A 15,765-nucleotide genomic window follows, 5' to 3' on the forward strand; every position below is an offset into this window, starting at 1 on the left:
ACCTCCGGCGCGGACGGCTTAGGGTGGGAGGGTGAGAATCGCTACGTGGAATGTGAACTCGATCCGTGCCCGCCATGACCGCATCGGGGCCTGGCTAGATCGTTCGGATGTCGATGTCCTGGCCATCCAGGAACTCAAGTGCAAGGACTCGCAGTTCCCCGAGGAGCTGTTCACCGAGCGCGGCTACGAGGTCAGCTATCACGGCCTCAACCAGTGGAACGGTGTCGCCATCGCCTCGCGCGTCGGACTGGCCGACGCCGAGATCGGGTTCAAGGACATCCCTGCCTTCGGTTCGGAAGAACCCGTCGTCGAAGCCCGGTCGCTGTCGGTGACCTGCAACGATGTACGCGTCTACTCGCTCTATGTGCCCAACGGCCGCGAACTCGACCACCCGCACTACGGCTACAAGTTGGAGTGGTACAAGGCGCTGACGGCCGATATCGCCGCCCAGCTGAGCGCCGAACCGGAGAAGAAGCTCGTCCTCTGCGGTGACTTCAACGTCGCTCCGCTCGACGAGGACGTCTGGGACATGGCCGAGTTCGACGGCGCCACCCACGTCTCCGATGCCGAGCGTGCCGCTTTCGATGATCTCCTCGGCGCGGGCCTGAGCGAAGTCACCCGCCAGTTCACGCCCGGACCCGGCGTCTACACCTTCTGGGACTACCAGAAGCTGCGCTTCCCGAAGAAGCAGGGCATGCGCATCGACTTCCAGCTCGCCTCGCGGGCGCTGGCGAAGACAGCGACCGCAGGCGAGATCGACCGTGAGGAGCGCAAGGGCAAAGGCGCGTCCGATCACGCTCCCGTCGTCGTCGACTACGACCTCTGAGGCACCTTCGTCTCACCTTTCGGCACCTCGGCGCAACTTCAGCGTCGAAGCCATAGACATCGCCCCTCTCTTCTGGTGAAGTTGAATCAGGAGCTAGGAAGGTGACGAGGATGTCAGCAACTGTCCGCGAATTGGTCGACGAAGCCTACGACCGGCGTGAGTCCACCTGGAGAGCCGCCCTCGAGACGGTCAATGACTGGGTCGAGTCCGTCCGCGCCCCATCCGCACTGCTCTCCGGGGATCGAGTGCGCGTCGTCGACGGTCGGATCAAGGATCGGCTGCGCACAGGCGAGAAGCTGCGCCGCAAGCTCGCCGATGCCAACGATGAGATCCACGAATCCGTCGAGGTCGAGAACCAGGTCATCGATGTCGTCGGTGCCCGCGTCGTCTGCCGCACCGAACGCGAACAGTCGGCCCTGTGGGATCTGCTCACCGCGGTGGGTGACGATACGAACCTCTCCATAGCCGAGGTGCGCGACTATTCCGCGACCCCGAAACCTTCTGGGTACCGTGGCCGCCACCTCATCGTCGAGGTTCCCTTCGATTCCGAACCTTCCGTCCTCGTCGAACTCCAGCTGCGCACGATCATGCAGGACGCGTGGTGCGTGCTCGCCGAGGAGCACCTGTTCAAGCCCGGTCAGGCCCTGAAATCCGATGCCCAGCAGGAGCGGCTGTCGGTGATCCTCGCAGGGCTGATGGCGCAGGCCGACTCCGTGGCCGGCTACATCGCCGATGACGTCGGCGCGTATCTGGGCATGGGCAATTCCGCCCCGCCCCGCGCCTTCGCCGAGGCGGACGAACCGACCGATCCGGCCATCGAGGTCACGATCCGCGAACTCAACCACTCCTATGTCCTCGCCGCCGACGAGGTGGGCCGCCACGGCATCATCCGCTTGGAGACGCTCGGGCTGACCCCCGACAACCCGGAGCGCTCCGCCTTCCCCCATCCGGGCGACAAGCTGCAGGTGCGCATGGACGAGTCGAACAACACGCGCTACTTCATCCCCGTCGGCCACGACCGCTGAGTCGAGCACGACCGCTGAGTCGAGCACGTCAGCTGAGCTGCCTGCGACAGGCAGTGGCGGCTGTTCGGTCAGTCGCGTTTGACGCGCTTGAGCCCGTCAAGCGTCCAGGCGAAGGAATCCGGCCCGTCCCAGATCAACACCAGCCATTCGTCAGCGGTCAGGTCATAGCCGATATCGAGCTGATGCGACTGCGTGTTCTTGCTGAGTTCGGACTTCACTTCATCGTGCAGAGCGGCCACGTCGACAGCTGGGATCTCGGCGGGTCTGAGCCATTTGTCTGACGGACTCTGGCTCGTGTCGGTGTCGACCGTCGGACGAAAGCCCTTCCGGAAGCGGACCGTGATCCACTCGTCGTTCTCGTTCGACCCCTTGACCGTGACGTCGTCTCCTCCGCCCTGAATCCGCCCGACCATGGTCAGCCCGAGTGCCGTCGCATGTTCGATTGCTGAGGGCACAGTGTCCTTGCGCCAGTTCAGCACCTGCACGAGATCAGTGGGAACGGTCTCCTCATAGTCGTCCTCAGACTCGGAAGAATCAGACTCAGAGGACGCCGAGTTCGACCCCACTTCGCCTCCACCGCCTCGGCCAGTCGCCTCGGCGCCGTCTCCGCTCTTCACCCACGCTCGGGTGCCGACCCACGATGCGGCAGTGATGCCGACAAAAGCCCCGATGCCGAGCACGAATCGCCGGCGGTCGGTCGTCTGCGCCCGTTCGAACTTCTCGTCATGCCATTCGAAGGGCAGATCGGCGACGAGGCCGTCGAGGGTGGTGGAACTGGTGGCCGCCTCGGCGGAAGCGACCCGCTCGTCATGCTCGTCGACGGTGAGCCGTTCGTCGGCGAGCGCCTCATTGAGCGCTGAGATATAAGGCGCGCGTTCGTCATGGGAGGGACGCCAGTCATCTCTCTTCCTCGTCTCGGCCATATCGATCCCCTTCAGTCCTCGCCCGTGCGATGGATGGAGATGAGCTCTTTCCCGTCAGCAGTCCAGCGCAGTTCTCCTCCGCCATCGCCGTAGTCGCCGCCTGCCACCATCACAGAGATCACCGGTTCCGCTTTGCTGTTGGACGCGTCGCTCTCGGTCCGCAGCTCCACTCGCAGGCCCTGCCCGCTGCCGAGTTTCTTCGCTGCCGCCTGGGCCATCGCCGGGATGAGGCCGAGAGCGAAGTCGTCGAGTGTGAAGAGCCTGTCGCCTTCGCCCAAGCGACTGCTGGGGGTGATGTCCGGCTCTGCACGCCCGTAGACGATGACGCTGTCGATGCCGCGAGACGATTTCAGACTGCGGGCACCGGCCTGGAACACATCCGGATCGATAGAGATCTCACGGAAATGCGTGTACCCCTTGTCCTTCACCCTTGTCAGCACATCTTCGAGGGCAGCAGGATCAGTGATGAAGTCGACCTCAGGCGAGTCCGAGCCCGAAGTTTCGACTGCCTTTGAGTCCGCGCCGAAGAGCCGAGAGGCTCCGCCGGCGACGACGAAGCCCAAGGCAGCGGCACCACCGGCGAGCAGGAGGCGGCGGCTGACCGCCGGGGCGCCGGAAGTCCGCAGCGAACGGCGCCGCTTGAGCGCCTCGGCGCGGGTAAGTGTGGTCGGGAACTCGACCTCGGGTCGGGGCAGATCGGCCAGGGCTCGCTGCAGGTCCGCGGCATGGTTCCCGGTTTCGATGAGAGTGGAGCGGCGCTCGAACTCTTCATCGTCGATGCGCCCGTCGGCATAGGCCGACGACAGAGCGGTGCGAAAGGCGTCGCGTTCGACGAATGAAGGGCGCAATTCTTTCCGGGCGGCTCCGGCTGTATCGGACCGGTCGTCTGGGTTCCCGGTCGACGTCTGCAGAATAGCCACGGATAAATGATGCCACCGTTGCCAAGCGTGGGCCACTTCAACTCACCGTGCTGCGCGGGCCGTCGCACTGGATGATGCACCGATGACTCCACCGACTAGACTTGCGTCCCATGGGAAAGAAGTCGAAGCGCTCCAAGGAAGAACTCATCGCCAAACGCCTCGCCAGGGCGCAGGCCACGGCATTCGTCGCGCGTCCGTTCGCGGACCTGCCGTTCGAAGCCGACCTCATCTGCCTGCGCGAACTCGTGCCCGCGGCCACCGCGACCGCGAAGCTCACAGAGGAATACGGCGGCCACGAGGTGACCATCACGTCCCTGCTGCCCGCCGCATGGCAGGCCTGGCGCCGCGACGACGGTGAGATCCTGGCCGGAATGCAGGTGCCCGTGTCCTCGACAGACGCCTCCCGCGACGTCGCCCGCGGCCTGCTGGCCGCCGTCGACGCCGAACCCGGCACCTCCATCGAGGCGACCACCGAACCCGGTGAGGGCCCGAGTCTGCAGGACATCCTCGACACCTCTCACCCGTTCGACGTCCGCGTGCTCGAGAACTTCGACTACTGGGCCCTGCCCGAAGCCGAGTCCGATGCCGACGTCGCCGCCGCCCTCCAGCAGGCCAACGACTCCGTGGCCCCGACCGAGAAGCTCGCCTCCGTCGACTCCGCCTACTGGACCGAGATGTCCGGCCGCACCTACGTCCGCTGGGCCCGCCCCGAAGGTGAGGACCGCGTCGTCGATGCGATGGCCCGCCTGCAGGCCGAGAACGCCAACGACCTCGGCGGAATCGGCACCTTCCTCGGCTACTTCCGCGCCCACGGCATCATCGTCCCCGTCTGGGAACTCGAGTTCGGCACCCAGGTCGACGACGTCGAAGAGCCCATCGCCGCGTTCGGAAAGCGCCTCGACGAAGCGCTGAACACGACCGAGCCGATGAGCACCGAGGCCCGCCGCGTCCGCTCGGGCATCGTGTCCCGCCAGCTGACCATCCACTGATATCCGTCACCACTCCATCACCGAGGCGGGACCCGAAAAAGGGTGTCCCGCCTCGGTGCCGGTGACGGACAGGAGAACCGACATGAGCACACAGCCGCACCCCGCCCCCGAGGCGGTCGCCGCCATCATCCCCGCGATGAACGAATCCCAGCGGATCGGTGCCACCGTCGCTGCGGCCAAGCAGATCCCCGGGGTCGACATGGTCCTCGTCGTCGACGACGGATCGGCTGACGACACGGGGACTCGGGCCCGCCGGGCCGGCGCCGAGGTCATCACCCACCCGAAGAACAAAGGCAAGGCTGCGGCCATGATGACCGGAGCCTTCGCCCTGCGCAATCGGGAGATCTCCGACGCCGATCCGGGCGTCGACCCGCACCACCGGGCGCTGCTGTTCATCGACGGCGACCTCGAGGACTCCGCCATCAACACCGCTCCCCTGGCCGAGCCTGTGCTCGCTGGTCAGGCGGACATGACGATCGCGATCCTGCCCGCGCAGAAGCGCAAGGGCGGAGGCTTCGGCTTCGTCGTCGGACTGGCGAAGAAGGGCATCGCCGAACTCTCCGGATTCGACGCCACCCAGCCGCTGTCGGGCATGCGCTGCCTGTCGCGGGAGGCCTTCGACGCGGCCCTGCCTTTCGCCGCCGGATGGGGCGTCGAGGCGGCCATGACCATCGATGTCGTCAACGCCGGGCTGCGCGTGGAAGAGGTCGAATGCGACCTCCACCACCGCGTCACCGGTCGCGATCTGAAAGCCCAGCTGCACCGTGCCGCCCAGTACCGCGACGTCGCCCGCGCGATCCTCGTCCGCCGCCTCCGCGCGAAGCGGAAAGGCGGGGCACCAGCCGGCGGCGTCTCCTCCACCCCCGCCGATTCCGGGTCGTCCGAATCCACGCAGAATTCCTCCGACCCACACAAGGAGACCGGCAAGTGAGCCTCAACCGTTTCGCGTACCTCGGCCCTGAGGCCACTTTCACCGAGGCGGCCCTGCTCAGCTTCCTCGACTCCCGGAACCTGCGCGCCGAAGCCACGACTCATCCGATGCGCAATGCACCCTCGGCACTCGACTCGGTGCTCGAGGGTGACTGCGATGCCGCGGTCGTGCCGATCGAGAACTCACTGGAAGGCGGAGTGCCCGCCACGATCGATGCGCTCACCGAGAACGGGCGTCTGCAGATCATCGCCGAGGTGGTCGTGCCCGTCCGCTTCGTCCTCGCCGTCAAGCCCGGCACCACCAGGGAGGAGATCTCCTCCTTCGGTTCGCACCCGCACGGCGAGGCGCAGGTGCGGGCGTTCATGAACGAGAACTTCCCCGAAGCCGTCTACCTGCCGACGTCCTCGACTGCCGCGGCCGCCAGGGACCTGGCCAATGACGCCGGCGACCATATGGCCGCTGTCTGCCCGGCCCTGGCCGCGCAGCGCTATGGACTCGAGATCGTCGCCGAGGACATCGGCGACCGCAAAGACGCCGTCACCCGATTCGTCGTGGTCACCCGCCCGGGCCCTCTGCCCGCCCCGACCGGCGCGGATAAGACGACCGTCGTGGCAGCCCTGCGCTCGGACCGGGCGGGTTCGCTGCTCGAACTGCTCGAACAGTTCTCCAGCCGCGGGATCAATATGTCCCGCATCGAATCCCGGCCGACCGGTGACGGGCTGGGCCTCTACCAGTTCTCGATCGACCTGCTCGGACACATCCATGAGGCACGGATGGCCGAGGCCCTACAGGGTGTCCACCGGGCGGCCCTCAAGCTGCACTTCCTCGGCAGCTACCCGAGCTCCGACGGAGCAGTGGTGCCGGTCGACCCGACGACGACGGACGAGTCCTTCGCCGCAGCCGCCGATTGGCTGGAACGCACCCTCGAAGGCTGATGGACACCGGCCGAAACTGCGCCCGACTTCGGACCGCCTGCTCCTCTTCACACCGGGAAAATCTGCAATACTGAAACTTACTGGTAGGTAAGTGTGCGCAGATTGCCAGATTCCGGTCGGTTCTGGGCAATCTGCGCACACTTAACGTCGGTTCACTAGCCGACAGAGACGACAGAGGAGTCGACGATGAGTTCTTTCGACAGCACGGGCTCGCCCCACGCCCCTGGTGACGGCGGAGACAGCGCCGGACCCGGTGATCGTTCCTCCCCGGATCGCCGCTCCCCCGATGCGATCATCGTGGGTGCCGGACTCGCCGGTCTCGTCGCCGCCCATGAACTCACCAAGGCCGGCAAGCGCGTGCTCATCCTCGACCAGGAGAACCGCGCGAACCTCGGCGGACAGGCGTTCTGGTCCCTCGGCGGACTCTTCCTCATCGACTCTCCCGAGCAGCGGCGACTGCGCGTCCACGATTCGCTCGAGCTCGCCAAGGACGACTGGGCCACCTCGGCGGGATTCGACCGGAATGAGGATCATTGGCCCCGGAAATGGGCGGAGGCGTACCTCGAGTTCGCGGCCGGGGAGAAGCGCCAGTACCTGCGTGACCTCGGCTTAAGCCTGACACCGATCGTCGGTTGGGCCGAACGCGGTGGGTCCGGGGCGGGTGAACACGGCAATTCCGTGCCCCGTTTCCACCTCACCTGGGGCACCGGCCCCGAGGTGGTCCGGGTCTTCCGCGAACCGGTCGAGACCGCGGAGGCCGCCGGACTCGTCGAGTTCGCCTTCCGTCACCGCGTCGACGAACTCATCACCGAGGATGGGGCCGTCGTCGGCGTCCGCGGGCGGACACTCGCCCCCAGCCACACGGCCCGCGGAGTCGAATCGAACCGCGACGAACTCGCCGACTTCGAACTCCGAGCACCCGCCGTCATCGTCACCACCGGCGGCATCGGACACAATTTCGACCTGATGAAGAAGTACTGGCCGGTCGACCGCCTCGGCGAGTTCCCGGACACGATGCTCGCCGGAGTGCCCGCCCATGTGGACGGGCGGATGCTGCAGATCGCCGAGGATGCCGGAGCCAGCCTCATCAACCGGGACCGGATCTGGGCATACACGGAGGGCATCGAGAACTGGAATCCGATCTGGCCCGGGCACGGGATCCGCATCATTCCGGGACCGTCGTCGATGTGGTTCGATGCCGAAGGCAACCGGTTCCCTGCGCCGAACTATCCGGGCTTCGATACGAATCGGACGATGCGCACGATCCTTGAGACCGGACACGACTATTCGTGGTTCGTGCTCAACGAGTCGATCATCCGCAAGGAATTCGCGCTCTCCGGTTCGGAGCAGAACCCGGATCTCACGGAGAAGGACATCCGGATCACGCTCGATCGGGTGCGCTCCTCCGATGCGCCGGGACCGATCGAGGCCTTCAAGAAATACGGCTCCGACTTCGTCGTGGCCGAGACCACCGAGGAACTGGTGGCGGGAATGAACGAACGCTCCCGCGGACCGGTCATCGATCACGACCACCTCGTTGAGCAGATCCGGCAGCGGGACCGGCAGACCGAGCACGCGTTCTCGAAGGACGCGCAGGTCCAGGCCATCCACAATGCGCGGTCCTATTTGGGCGACAAGATCGTGCGCGCGGTCAAACCGCACAAGATCCTCGACCCGGCACACGGTCCGCTCATCGCCGTGCGTCTGAGCCTGCTCTCGCGCAAGACCCTCGGCGGGCTGGAGACGAACCTCGACGGGCAGGTGCTGGCGGGATCCGGCGCTGGTGAAGAGGGAGATCGCGAGGCTGAGCGCACACCGATCCCTGGCCTGTACGCAGCCGGCGAGGTCACCGGTTTCGGTGGCGGCGGAATGCACGGATACAACGCGCTCGAGGGAACGTTCCTCGGCGGGTGCATCTTCTCCGGCCTGCGCGCCGGACGCGCTGCCGCCGAGCAGGCAGGCCGTGCGGTGGCATCTGTGCGACCGGAAGACGGGTCTGCACGAGGCGAAGGAGCGCACACATGACCGGCAGCGCGCGTTCAGCCCTCACCGTCTTAGTCACCGGTGGCACCTCGGGAATCGGTCGAGCCGTCGCCGAGGCGCTGGCGGCGAAAGGCTGCACAGTGCTGGCAACCAGCCGGAATCCCGACCGCATCTCCCCTGCCGACCGGATCCCCGGTGTCAGCTATCTTCCGCTGGACCTCGCCGACCCGGATGGTCCGGACCGGCTGGCCGCAGAGCTCGAGGAGCTCGGCCTGCTCGACGGCATCGACGCGCTCATCAACAATGCCGGTGAGAGCCAGTCGGGTCCGTTCGAAGAGCTGCCGGCCGAGGCCATCGAACGGCTCTTCCGCACGAACGTGTTCGGACCCGTTCGACTGAGCCAACTCGTCCTGCCCGGGATGCGTGCGCGGCGGGCGGGACGCATCATCATGGTCGGGTCGATGCTCGCCAGCTTCCCTTTGGCCCACCGCAGTTCGTATTCTGCGGCGAAGGCGGCTCTGCGCGCTTTCGCCACGGCGGCTCGGCAGGAGCTCTCACCCTTCGGCGTATGGGTGAGCACCGTCGAACCGGGATCGATCGCCACGGGTATCGGGCTGCGGCGGACGAAGTACCTCGAAGAGGGTTCGCCCTATACGCAGGACGTGACGACGATGCTCGAGCACCTCGACGCCAATGAGCGCGGCGGCATTCCGGCCGCCAAGGTTGCGGCCACGATCGTCGATGCGATCATTGCGCCGAGGCCGCGGGAGTTCTACGCCGTCGGCAGCAGAGCACCGCTGCCGTTCCTGCTGGGGCGTGCGCTCCCGCGCGAACTCGTGTCGAAGATCGTCGCCGCCCAGCACGGGCTCAAGCGGTAAGCGTCTCAGTCGCCGGGTCCGGCGGATTGCTGTACCGCTGGTGTCCGGTTGAAGCGCTGAACCTGGTCGCTGGGGGCCCAGCGCCCTACTGCAGGCGGGACGGGATGAGGTGCTGGGTCGTCGAGATGCCGAGCACCCGCTGCTGCCGGGACAGGTTGTACGTCCGATCCGACTGCAGGTATCTGACGAGGAAGAGCTTCGCGCGGTCCCCGCGCTTGAACACGCCCTTGATCTTGAGTCCGAGCTTCGCCGACACCAGCGCCTTGTCCTTCGCGACACCCTCGATGACGACCTGGTCATAGCCCATCCGAGCGAAGTGAGTGACCACAGCCTCTTTGAGCCGGTACGGAATCGGATCACCGATATTGAAGGGACCCGCCGCCGACGGCACGTCGAGGCAGGCGAGCGCGGCCCGCACCACATTGTCGACATGCGTCAGGGTGATCTTCTGCCTGCCGCCGCCGGGCAGCCGCAGCACACCTCTCTTCGACATCCGCGACAGGAACGGCATGAGCATCGTCTCCCCCGGACCGTAGACAGCCGCGGGACGCAGGATCGCAGCATCGGGACGGAGCCTCATGACGAGTTGCTCGGCGAGAGCATGGGTGCGAGAGTACGCGTCGGCGAAGTCGTTGGGGTCCTTCGGACCGGCTTCCTCCCACAGCTCGGCGTGGGGTTCGGACTCGGAGTACACCGTCGTCGAGGACACGTGCACGATGCGGGCCTTCGGAAACGCATCGAGGACATGACGTGTGCCCGTCACCTTCACGTTGTAGAGAGCGTCGTCATCGGCGCTGACGGAGGCGATTCCGGCACAGTGGAAGACCGCGGTCACATTCTTGGCCAGGGAGGTCACCGAAGCGGACGCAGGTTCGGTGATGTCCCAGTGTTGGAAGTTCACCCCGGGGATCTCGGGATCTCGCCGGGACAGCGCGTAGACCGTTTCGTCCCTTTCGGCGAGCGCCCGTGCAATGGCACCACCGATGAAGCCGCTGGCTCCGGTCACTATCACCGCCACGAGGTTCCCTCTCTCATCTTCACGCCCACCGCCTCAGCGGCGGTGCTGCCACTGCGGCTCCCTCTTCGTCAGGAAGGCGTCGATCCCTTCCTGCGCATCGGCCGCGACGGCATTGTCCGCCATCACCTGCGACATCCGCGCATAGGCGTCGGCCACAGGCAGCTCCCGCTGTTCGTAGAATGCGGCCTTTCCTAGGGCAACTGTAGCCGACGAGGCGGACGCGACTTTGAGAGCCAATTCCAAGGTGGCGGATTCGAGGTCGGCGTCGGCGACGACATCGGAGACGAGACCGAACTTCAGCGCATCCTCGGCGGTCACGAAATCACCGGTCAGCAGCATCCGCATCGCCTGCTTCGCCGGCACCGCACGGGAGAGGGCCACCATCGGAGTCGAACAGAACAGACCGATCTTCACTCCCGGAGTTGCGAATCTGGCGGACTCGGCGGCAACGGCCAGATCGCAGGTCGCCACCAGCTGGCAGCCGGCCGCCGTGGCCACGCCCTGCACCTGCGCGATGACCGGCTGTGGGATGGATCGGATGAGCTGCATCAGTCGGGCACAGGCGTCGAACGTGGTCTGCTGCGTCTCCAGATCCGCCCCGCGGATCTCGGTGAGGTCATGACCGGAGCTGAACACATGACCGGCGGTGATGAGGATGACCGCGCGTACTTCGGTACGCTGCCCCACCTCGGTGAGGGTGTCGATGAGGTCTTCCATGACCGTCAGCGACAGCGCGTTGCGCGTGGACGGCCGGTTGATCGTCACGGAGACGACTCCGTCGTCGAGCTGCGCGAATACAATTGATTCCGACATAGCCTCATTCTGCCAAAGGTCGCCGGGCCCGGCGCGGAATCTGCGCAGACGATTTCCGCCCGCCTCCGGACACATCTGCCCCGGTGGGAGCGATTCGGAGGGACTGGCATGACCACACTGCTGATGATCATCGGATTCGGTGCCGCCACCTCGGTGGTGGTCGGATTGGGGCAGAAGCTCAAGCTCCCGTGGCCGGCGCTCATGGTCCTCATCGGCATCGCCGGTGCGTTCATCCCCACCTTCGCCGAGGTGGCCATCGATCCGGAGCTCGTCCTCCCTCTCTTCCTGCCGCCCCTGCTCTTCGCCGCCGCACAGAAGACATCGTGGGCGCTGTTCGCGATCCGGTGGCGCACGATCCTCGGCATGTCCGTAGCTCTCGTCGGTGTCACCGTGGCCGCCGTCGCCGGGTCCGCGGTCTTCCTCGTCCCCGGAATCACCATCGCCGCGGCCATCGCGCTCGGCGCCATGCTCGCCCCACCCGACCCAGTCGCTGTCGAAGCCGTGGCCAGCACCGTGTCGATCCCCCGCCGCATCATGTCGACCCTGCAGAGCGAAGGCCTGTTCAACGATGCCGCCTCCCTGGTCATCTTCCAGACCGCGATGGCCGCGGTATTGGCCGGCACCGAGGTGGACTACGCAGATCTGGCCGTGTCGTTCGTCGTCTCCGCCGTCGTGGCGATCATCGTCGGCCTGGTGCTGTCCTTCGCCGCCTGGTGGGTGATGGAGAAGATCGATCACACGATCGCTCGGTCCTCCCTCATGCTCGTCCTGCCCTTCGGCGTCTACCTCGTGGCCGAGCACTTCCACGCCAGCGGGGTCATCGCCGTCGTCGTGGCCGCCCTCGAAGTGCGGCGCCGCGATGTCGAGGGGAACTCGGCGGAGCGGGTGACGCAGAACTCGACGTGGCAGGTCCTCGAGATGCTCATCACCGGAATCGCCTTCGGACTCATCGGCCTCGATCTGCGTCTCATCGTCGAATCCGAACACGCCGACCTCGGGCGAGCGCTGCTCGTCGGCGCGCTCATCGCTCTCATCGTCGTCGCCGTCCGCTTCGTATGGCTGCTGCTCGGCACTGTCATCGAACGCAAGAGACGCGAGGAGGATCCGGATGCCGCACCGTTGAGCGTCCGCGATGCCACGCTGATGACCTGGGGCGGGATGCGCGGCCTCGCCACGGTCGCCTTGGCGCTGTCGATCCCGGCCACGACGAGCTCCGGTGCCCCGTTCCCCGGGCGGTCCTATGTCGTCGTCGCGGCCGCGGTGGTCCTGCTGGTCACTCTGGTGCTGGCGGGCCTGAGCTTTCCGACCGTCGTCGCTATCCTCGGCATCGACGACGAGGCGGAGAAGGAACATCAGGCGACCAGGGACATCGCTCTGCGTGCCTACAAGGCTGCGATGCGCGAGATCAAGAACGATGACAGTCTGCCCGACGACGTCATCGAACCCCTGCGGGCGAGGTTCAAAGTCCTGCACGATCAGCTCAGCGGAACCACCGATGACCAGGCGAGCTCGGAGCAGGCGATGGCGTTCAAGGAACACCGGGAGCAGATGCTGGCCGTGCAGAAGAAGGCCATGCAGTCCGCCCGTGCCGAGGTGCTCAAGGCCCGGCGCGAACGCGGCACCGATCCGGAGATCGCCGACCGCGTGCTCCACCGCTTCGACCTCCAGTCGGTCATCACGAGGTAGAGGCGGGCCGGTCCCGACCGGGCGGGTTTCCGAGCCGGCCCCGGCTGGGCAGGGACACGTATCCGAGCGGGCCGCCTCGGCGAGATTCTTCTCGATTTTCAAAGTTGAGCGGAATAGACTCAACTTTGTCGGTGTTGTTCTTTTCGAGAGCTGAAATCAGCACAGAATTTGAGAAGGAGATGCGTACATGGACGCACAGATGACAACCAAATCCCGGGAGGCGCTGCAGACTGCGGTCAACGACGTCGTCGCCCGGAAGAACAATCAGATCGAACCGGCCCACCTCGTCGCGGCCCTGCTCGGCCAGCCCGATTCGCTCGCCGCGACCCTGCTGACGAAGGTCGGTGCCGACCCGCAGACCGTGCTGCGGTCCATCGAGTCCGTGATCAGCGGGTTCCCCACCGTCAGCGGATCCTCCGTCAGCCAGCCGGGACTCTCCCGCGCCGGCCTGGAGATGATGAACCTCGCGCAGGAGGAGATGACGGCCCTCGGCGACCAGTTCGTCTCGACCGAACACCTGCTGCTCGCCGCTGCGGCCGGCAAGGACGGCGCCGGTGAGGCGCTGCGCGCGAATGGGGCCAACAGGGACGCGCTGCTCGCGGCCCTGCCCGAACTGCGTGCCGGAAAGAAGGTCACTTCGGAGAACCCCGAGGAGACGATGCAGTCGCTGGAGAAGTTCGGCATCGATCTCACCGCCGTCGCCCGGGAAGGCAAGCTCGACCCGGTGATCGGCCGCGACAAAGAGGTTCGCCGCGTCGTCCAGGTGCTCTCGCGGAGGACGAAGAACAACCCCGTCCTCATCGGTGAACCCGGCGTCGGCAAGACCTCCGTCGTCGAAGGCCTGGCCCAGCGGATCGTGGCCGGAGACGTGCCCGAATCGCTGCGCGACAAGACGCTCATCAGCCTCGACCTGTCCGCCATGGTCGCCGGGGCGAAGTACCGCGGTGAGTTCGAGGAGCGGTTCAAGGCCGTGCTCGAGGAGATCAAGAACGCCGACGGTCGGATCATCACCTTCATCGACGAGCTCCACACGATCGTCGGTGCCGGTGCCGGCGGAGACTCCTCGATGGACGCAGGCAATATGCTCAAGCCGATGCTCGCCCGCGGTGAGCTGCGGATGATCGGTGCCACCACGTTGGACGAGTACCGCGAGAACATCGAGAAGGATCCCGCTCTGGAGCGCCGGTTCCAGCAGGTCTTCGTCGGTGAGCCCAGCGTCGAGGACACGATCGCGATTCTGCGCGGGCTCAAGGAACGCTACGAAGCTCACCACAAGGTCTCGATCAACGACGGCGCCCTGGTCGCGGCCGCAACGATGTCGAACCGGTACATCACCGGCAGGCAGCTGCCGGACAAGGCCATCGACCTCGTCGACGAGGCGGCTTCCCGCCTGCGGATGGAGATCGATTCGGCTCCGGTCGAGATCGATGAGCTCCGCCGCGCCGTGGACCGCCTGAAGATGGAGGACATGGCCCTGGCTAAGGAGACAGACTCCGCGTCGATCGAGCGGTTGAGCGCCCTGCGTGCCGATCTCGCCGACAAGGAGGAGGAGCTGCGCGGACTCGAGGCCACCTGGGAGTCCCAGCGTGCCGGCCTCAACCGGGTCGGTGAGCTGAAGACGAAGCTCGACGAGCTGCGTTCGGCCGCCGAGAAAGCTCAGCGCGACACGGATCTCGAGACCGCGTCCCGTCTGCTCTACGGCGAGATCCCTGCCGTGCAGAAGGAGATCGCCGAGGCCGAAGCCGCCGAGGCCCAGGCCGAGGCGGGAGCGAATTCCGATCAGATGGTCTCGGACAAGGTCTCGAGCAACGACATCGCCGAGGTGGTCTCCTCGTGGACGGGCATCCCCGCCGGACGCCTCGTCCAGGGCGAGGTCGAGAAGCTGCTGGGAGCCGAGGGCATCCTCGGTGAGCGTCTCATCGGGCAGAAGAACGCCGTCGCCGCGGTCTCCGACGCCATCCGCCGTTCGCGGGCCGGGGTCGCCGACCCGGATCGCCCGACCGGTTCGTTCCTGTTCCTCGGACCCACCGGCGTCGGCAAGACGGAGCTCGCGAAATCTCTCGCGGACTTCCTCTTCGACGACGAGAAAGCCCTGATCAGGATCGATATGAGCGAATACGGTGAGAAGCACACCGTGTCCCGCCTCGTCGGTGCACCTCCGGGCTACGTCGGATACGACGAGGGCGGCCAACTCACCGAGGCGGTCCGCCGTCGCCCGTACTCCGTCGTGCTGCTCGACGAGGTCGAGAAGGCGCACCCGTCCGTGTTCGACATCCTGCTGCAGGTCCTCGATGACGGTCGGCTCACCGACGGTCAGGGACGCACGGTCGACTTCAGGAACACCATCCTGATCCTGACCTCGAACCTCGGTTCGCAGTTCCTCGTCGACAAGAGCCTGTCGACCGAAGAGCAGCGGTCCAAGGTGCTCGATGTCGTGCATGCGACGTTCAAGCCCGAGTTCCTCAACCGTCTCGATGACATCGTGCTCTTCGACGCGCTCAGCCAGACCGAGCTCGCGTCGATCGTCGATCTGCAGATCTCGCACATGTCGCGACGGCTCTCCGACCGTCGAGTCTCGCTCGAGGTCACTCAGGGAGCCGAGGACTGGTTGGCGCTCGAAGGCTACGATCCGGCGTTCGGTGCCCGGCCGCTGCGCAGGCTGGTCCAGCGCGAGATCGGCGACAAACTGGCCCGCGCTCTGCTCGCCGGGGACATCGTCGACGGGGACACTGTGGTCGTCGACCTGCCCGAAGACCCCGAGGCCACTGGCCTGGAGCTGCGCCCCAAGCGGTAAGGCTCCCGGCTGGGGCGTGCTGCGCGGAATCAGCCCAGTTTGAG

The 15,765-nt window shown here is 66.2% G+C and carries 13 protein-coding genes; 9 read left to right on the forward strand and 4 right to left on the reverse strand.

The genetic code is table 11. From position 1 onward, the window contains the following. The first annotated feature begins 31 nt into the window (after positions 1-31). Together ACOZ9V_RS17305 and ACOZ9V_RS17310 are read left to right on the forward strand one after the other, a co-directional pair. Positions 32-826, forward strand: a complete 795-nt coding sequence (locus ACOZ9V_RS17305) for an exodeoxyribonuclease III (protein ID WP_434592089.1) — start codon at positions 32-34, stop codon at positions 824-826. Positions 827-936: 110 nt separating this feature from the next. After that, positions 937-1,851: a GTP pyrophosphokinase gene (locus ACOZ9V_RS17310; RefSeq protein WP_434592092.1), complete on the forward strand. Its 915-nt coding sequence runs from the start codon at positions 937-939 to the stop codon at positions 1,849-1,851. Positions 1,852-1,919: 68 nt separating this feature from the next. Here the strand turns inward: ACOZ9V_RS17310 and ACOZ9V_RS17315 are convergent, their stop codons facing one another. Together ACOZ9V_RS17315 and ACOZ9V_RS17320 are read right to left on the reverse strand one after the other, a co-directional pair. Next, a complete protein-coding gene (locus ACOZ9V_RS17315; protein ID WP_434592095.1) occupies positions 1,920-2,774 on the reverse strand; it encodes a DUF1707 SHOCT-like domain-containing protein in 855 nt (284 codons plus the stop codon). An 11-nt stretch (positions 2,775-2,785) separates the two neighbouring features. Beyond that, complete coding sequence (locus ACOZ9V_RS17320; protein WP_434592098.1) at positions 2,786-3,694, reverse strand: DUF1707 SHOCT-like domain-containing protein; 909 nt, start codon at positions 3,692-3,694, stop codon at positions 2,786-2,788. 110 nt (positions 3,695-3,804) lie between these two features. Between ACOZ9V_RS17320 and ACOZ9V_RS17325 the strand changes: the two genes are divergently transcribed. From ACOZ9V_RS17325 to ACOZ9V_RS17345, 5 genes are all read left to right on the forward strand, one after another. Beyond that, positions 3,805-4,683 (forward strand): DUF5926 family protein, encoded by an 879-nt coding sequence (locus ACOZ9V_RS17325; protein WP_434592101.1) that lies wholly within the window; start codon positions 3,805-3,807, stop codon positions 4,681-4,683. Positions 4,684-4,765: 82 nt separating this feature from the next. Further along, positions 4,766-5,614, forward strand: coding sequence for a glycosyltransferase family 2 protein (locus tag ACOZ9V_RS17330; protein ID WP_434592104.1), 849 nt, complete (start codon positions 4,766-4,768; stop codon positions 5,612-5,614). Then, positions 5,611-6,549, forward strand: a complete 939-nt coding sequence (pheA, locus tag ACOZ9V_RS17335; RefSeq protein ID WP_434592107.1) for a prephenate dehydratase — start codon at positions 5,611-5,613, stop codon at positions 6,547-6,549. The genes ACOZ9V_RS17330 and pheA overlap by 4 nt, the downstream gene beginning before the upstream one ends. Positions 6,550-6,735: 186 nt before the next feature. After that, positions 6,736-8,574 (forward strand): FAD-binding dehydrogenase, encoded by a 1,839-nt coding sequence (locus tag ACOZ9V_RS17340; protein ID WP_434592109.1) that lies wholly within the window; start codon positions 6,736-6,738, stop codon positions 8,572-8,574. After that, entirely contained in the window at positions 8,571-9,410 is an 840-nt protein-coding gene (locus ACOZ9V_RS17345) for an SDR family NAD(P)-dependent oxidoreductase (protein ID WP_434592112.1), read from the forward strand. Before ACOZ9V_RS17340 ends, ACOZ9V_RS17345 begins: the two co-directional genes overlap by 4 nt. A gap of 85 nt (positions 9,411-9,495) precedes the next feature. Here the strand turns inward: ACOZ9V_RS17345 and ACOZ9V_RS17350 are convergent, their stop codons facing one another. Together ACOZ9V_RS17350 and ACOZ9V_RS17355 are read right to left on the reverse strand one after the other, a co-directional pair. After that, on the reverse strand, positions 9,496-10,428 hold the full coding sequence (locus ACOZ9V_RS17350) for an NAD-dependent epimerase/dehydratase family protein (protein WP_181271484.1): 933 nt from the start codon (positions 10,426-10,428) through the stop codon (positions 9,496-9,498). A gap of 33 nt (positions 10,429-10,461) precedes the next feature. Beyond that, complete coding sequence (locus ACOZ9V_RS17355; protein WP_181271485.1) at positions 10,462-11,241, reverse strand: enoyl-CoA hydratase; 780 nt, start codon at positions 11,239-11,241, stop codon at positions 10,462-10,464. Between the two features lie 108 nt (positions 11,242-11,349). Here ACOZ9V_RS17355 and ACOZ9V_RS17360 point away from each other — a divergent pair, with 108 nt between their 5' ends. Next, positions 11,350-12,927, forward strand: coding sequence for a Na+/H+ antiporter (locus ACOZ9V_RS17360; protein WP_181271486.1), 1,578 nt, complete (start codon positions 11,350-11,352; stop codon positions 12,925-12,927). A gap of 187 nt (positions 12,928-13,114) precedes the next feature. Beyond that, positions 13,115-15,721, forward strand: a complete 2,607-nt coding sequence (gene clpB / locus ACOZ9V_RS17365) for an ATP-dependent chaperone ClpB (RefSeq protein WP_139469041.1) — start codon at positions 13,115-13,117, stop codon at positions 15,719-15,721. Positions 15,722-15,765 lie beyond the last annotated feature (44 nt).

This window comes from Brevibacterium sp. 1718, from assembly GCF_051131255.1.
Taxonomy (GTDB): domain Bacteria; phylum Actinomycetota; class Actinomycetes; order Actinomycetales; family Brevibacteriaceae; genus Brevibacterium; species Brevibacterium sediminis.

Bases quoted from the DNA above. Each gene is read 5' to 3' on its own strand.
- ACOZ9V_RS17355 (WP_181271485.1), bottom strand. From the start codon at position 11,241: ATGTCGGAATCAATTGTATTCGCGCAGCTCGACGACGGAGTCGTCTCC.
- ACOZ9V_RS17330 (WP_434592104.1), top strand. From the start codon at position 4,766: ATGAGCACACAGCCGCACCCCGCCCCCGAGGCGGTCGCCGCCATCATC.
- ACOZ9V_RS17360 (WP_181271486.1), top strand. From the start codon at position 11,350: ATGACCACACTGCTGATGATCATCGGATTCGGTGCCGCCACCTCGGTG.
- ACOZ9V_RS17315 (WP_434592095.1), bottom strand. From the start codon at position 2,774: ATGGCCGAGACGAGGAAGAGAGATGACTGGCGTCCCTCCCATGACGAA.
- ACOZ9V_RS17340 (WP_434592109.1), top strand. From the start codon at position 6,736: ATGAGTTCTTTCGACAGCACGGGCTCGCCCCACGCCCCTGGTGACGGC.
- ACOZ9V_RS17310 (WP_434592092.1), top strand. From the start codon at position 937: ATGTCAGCAACTGTCCGCGAATTGGTCGACGAAGCCTACGACCGGCGT.
- ACOZ9V_RS17345 (WP_434592112.1), top strand. From the start codon at position 8,571: ATGACCGGCAGCGCGCGTTCAGCCCTCACCGTCTTAGTCACCGGTGGC.
- ACOZ9V_RS17325 (WP_434592101.1), top strand. From the start codon at position 3,805: ATGGGAAAGAAGTCGAAGCGCTCCAAGGAAGAACTCATCGCCAAACGC.
- clpB (WP_139469041.1), top strand. From the start codon at position 13,115: ATGGACGCACAGATGACAACCAAATCCCGGGAGGCGCTGCAGACTGCG.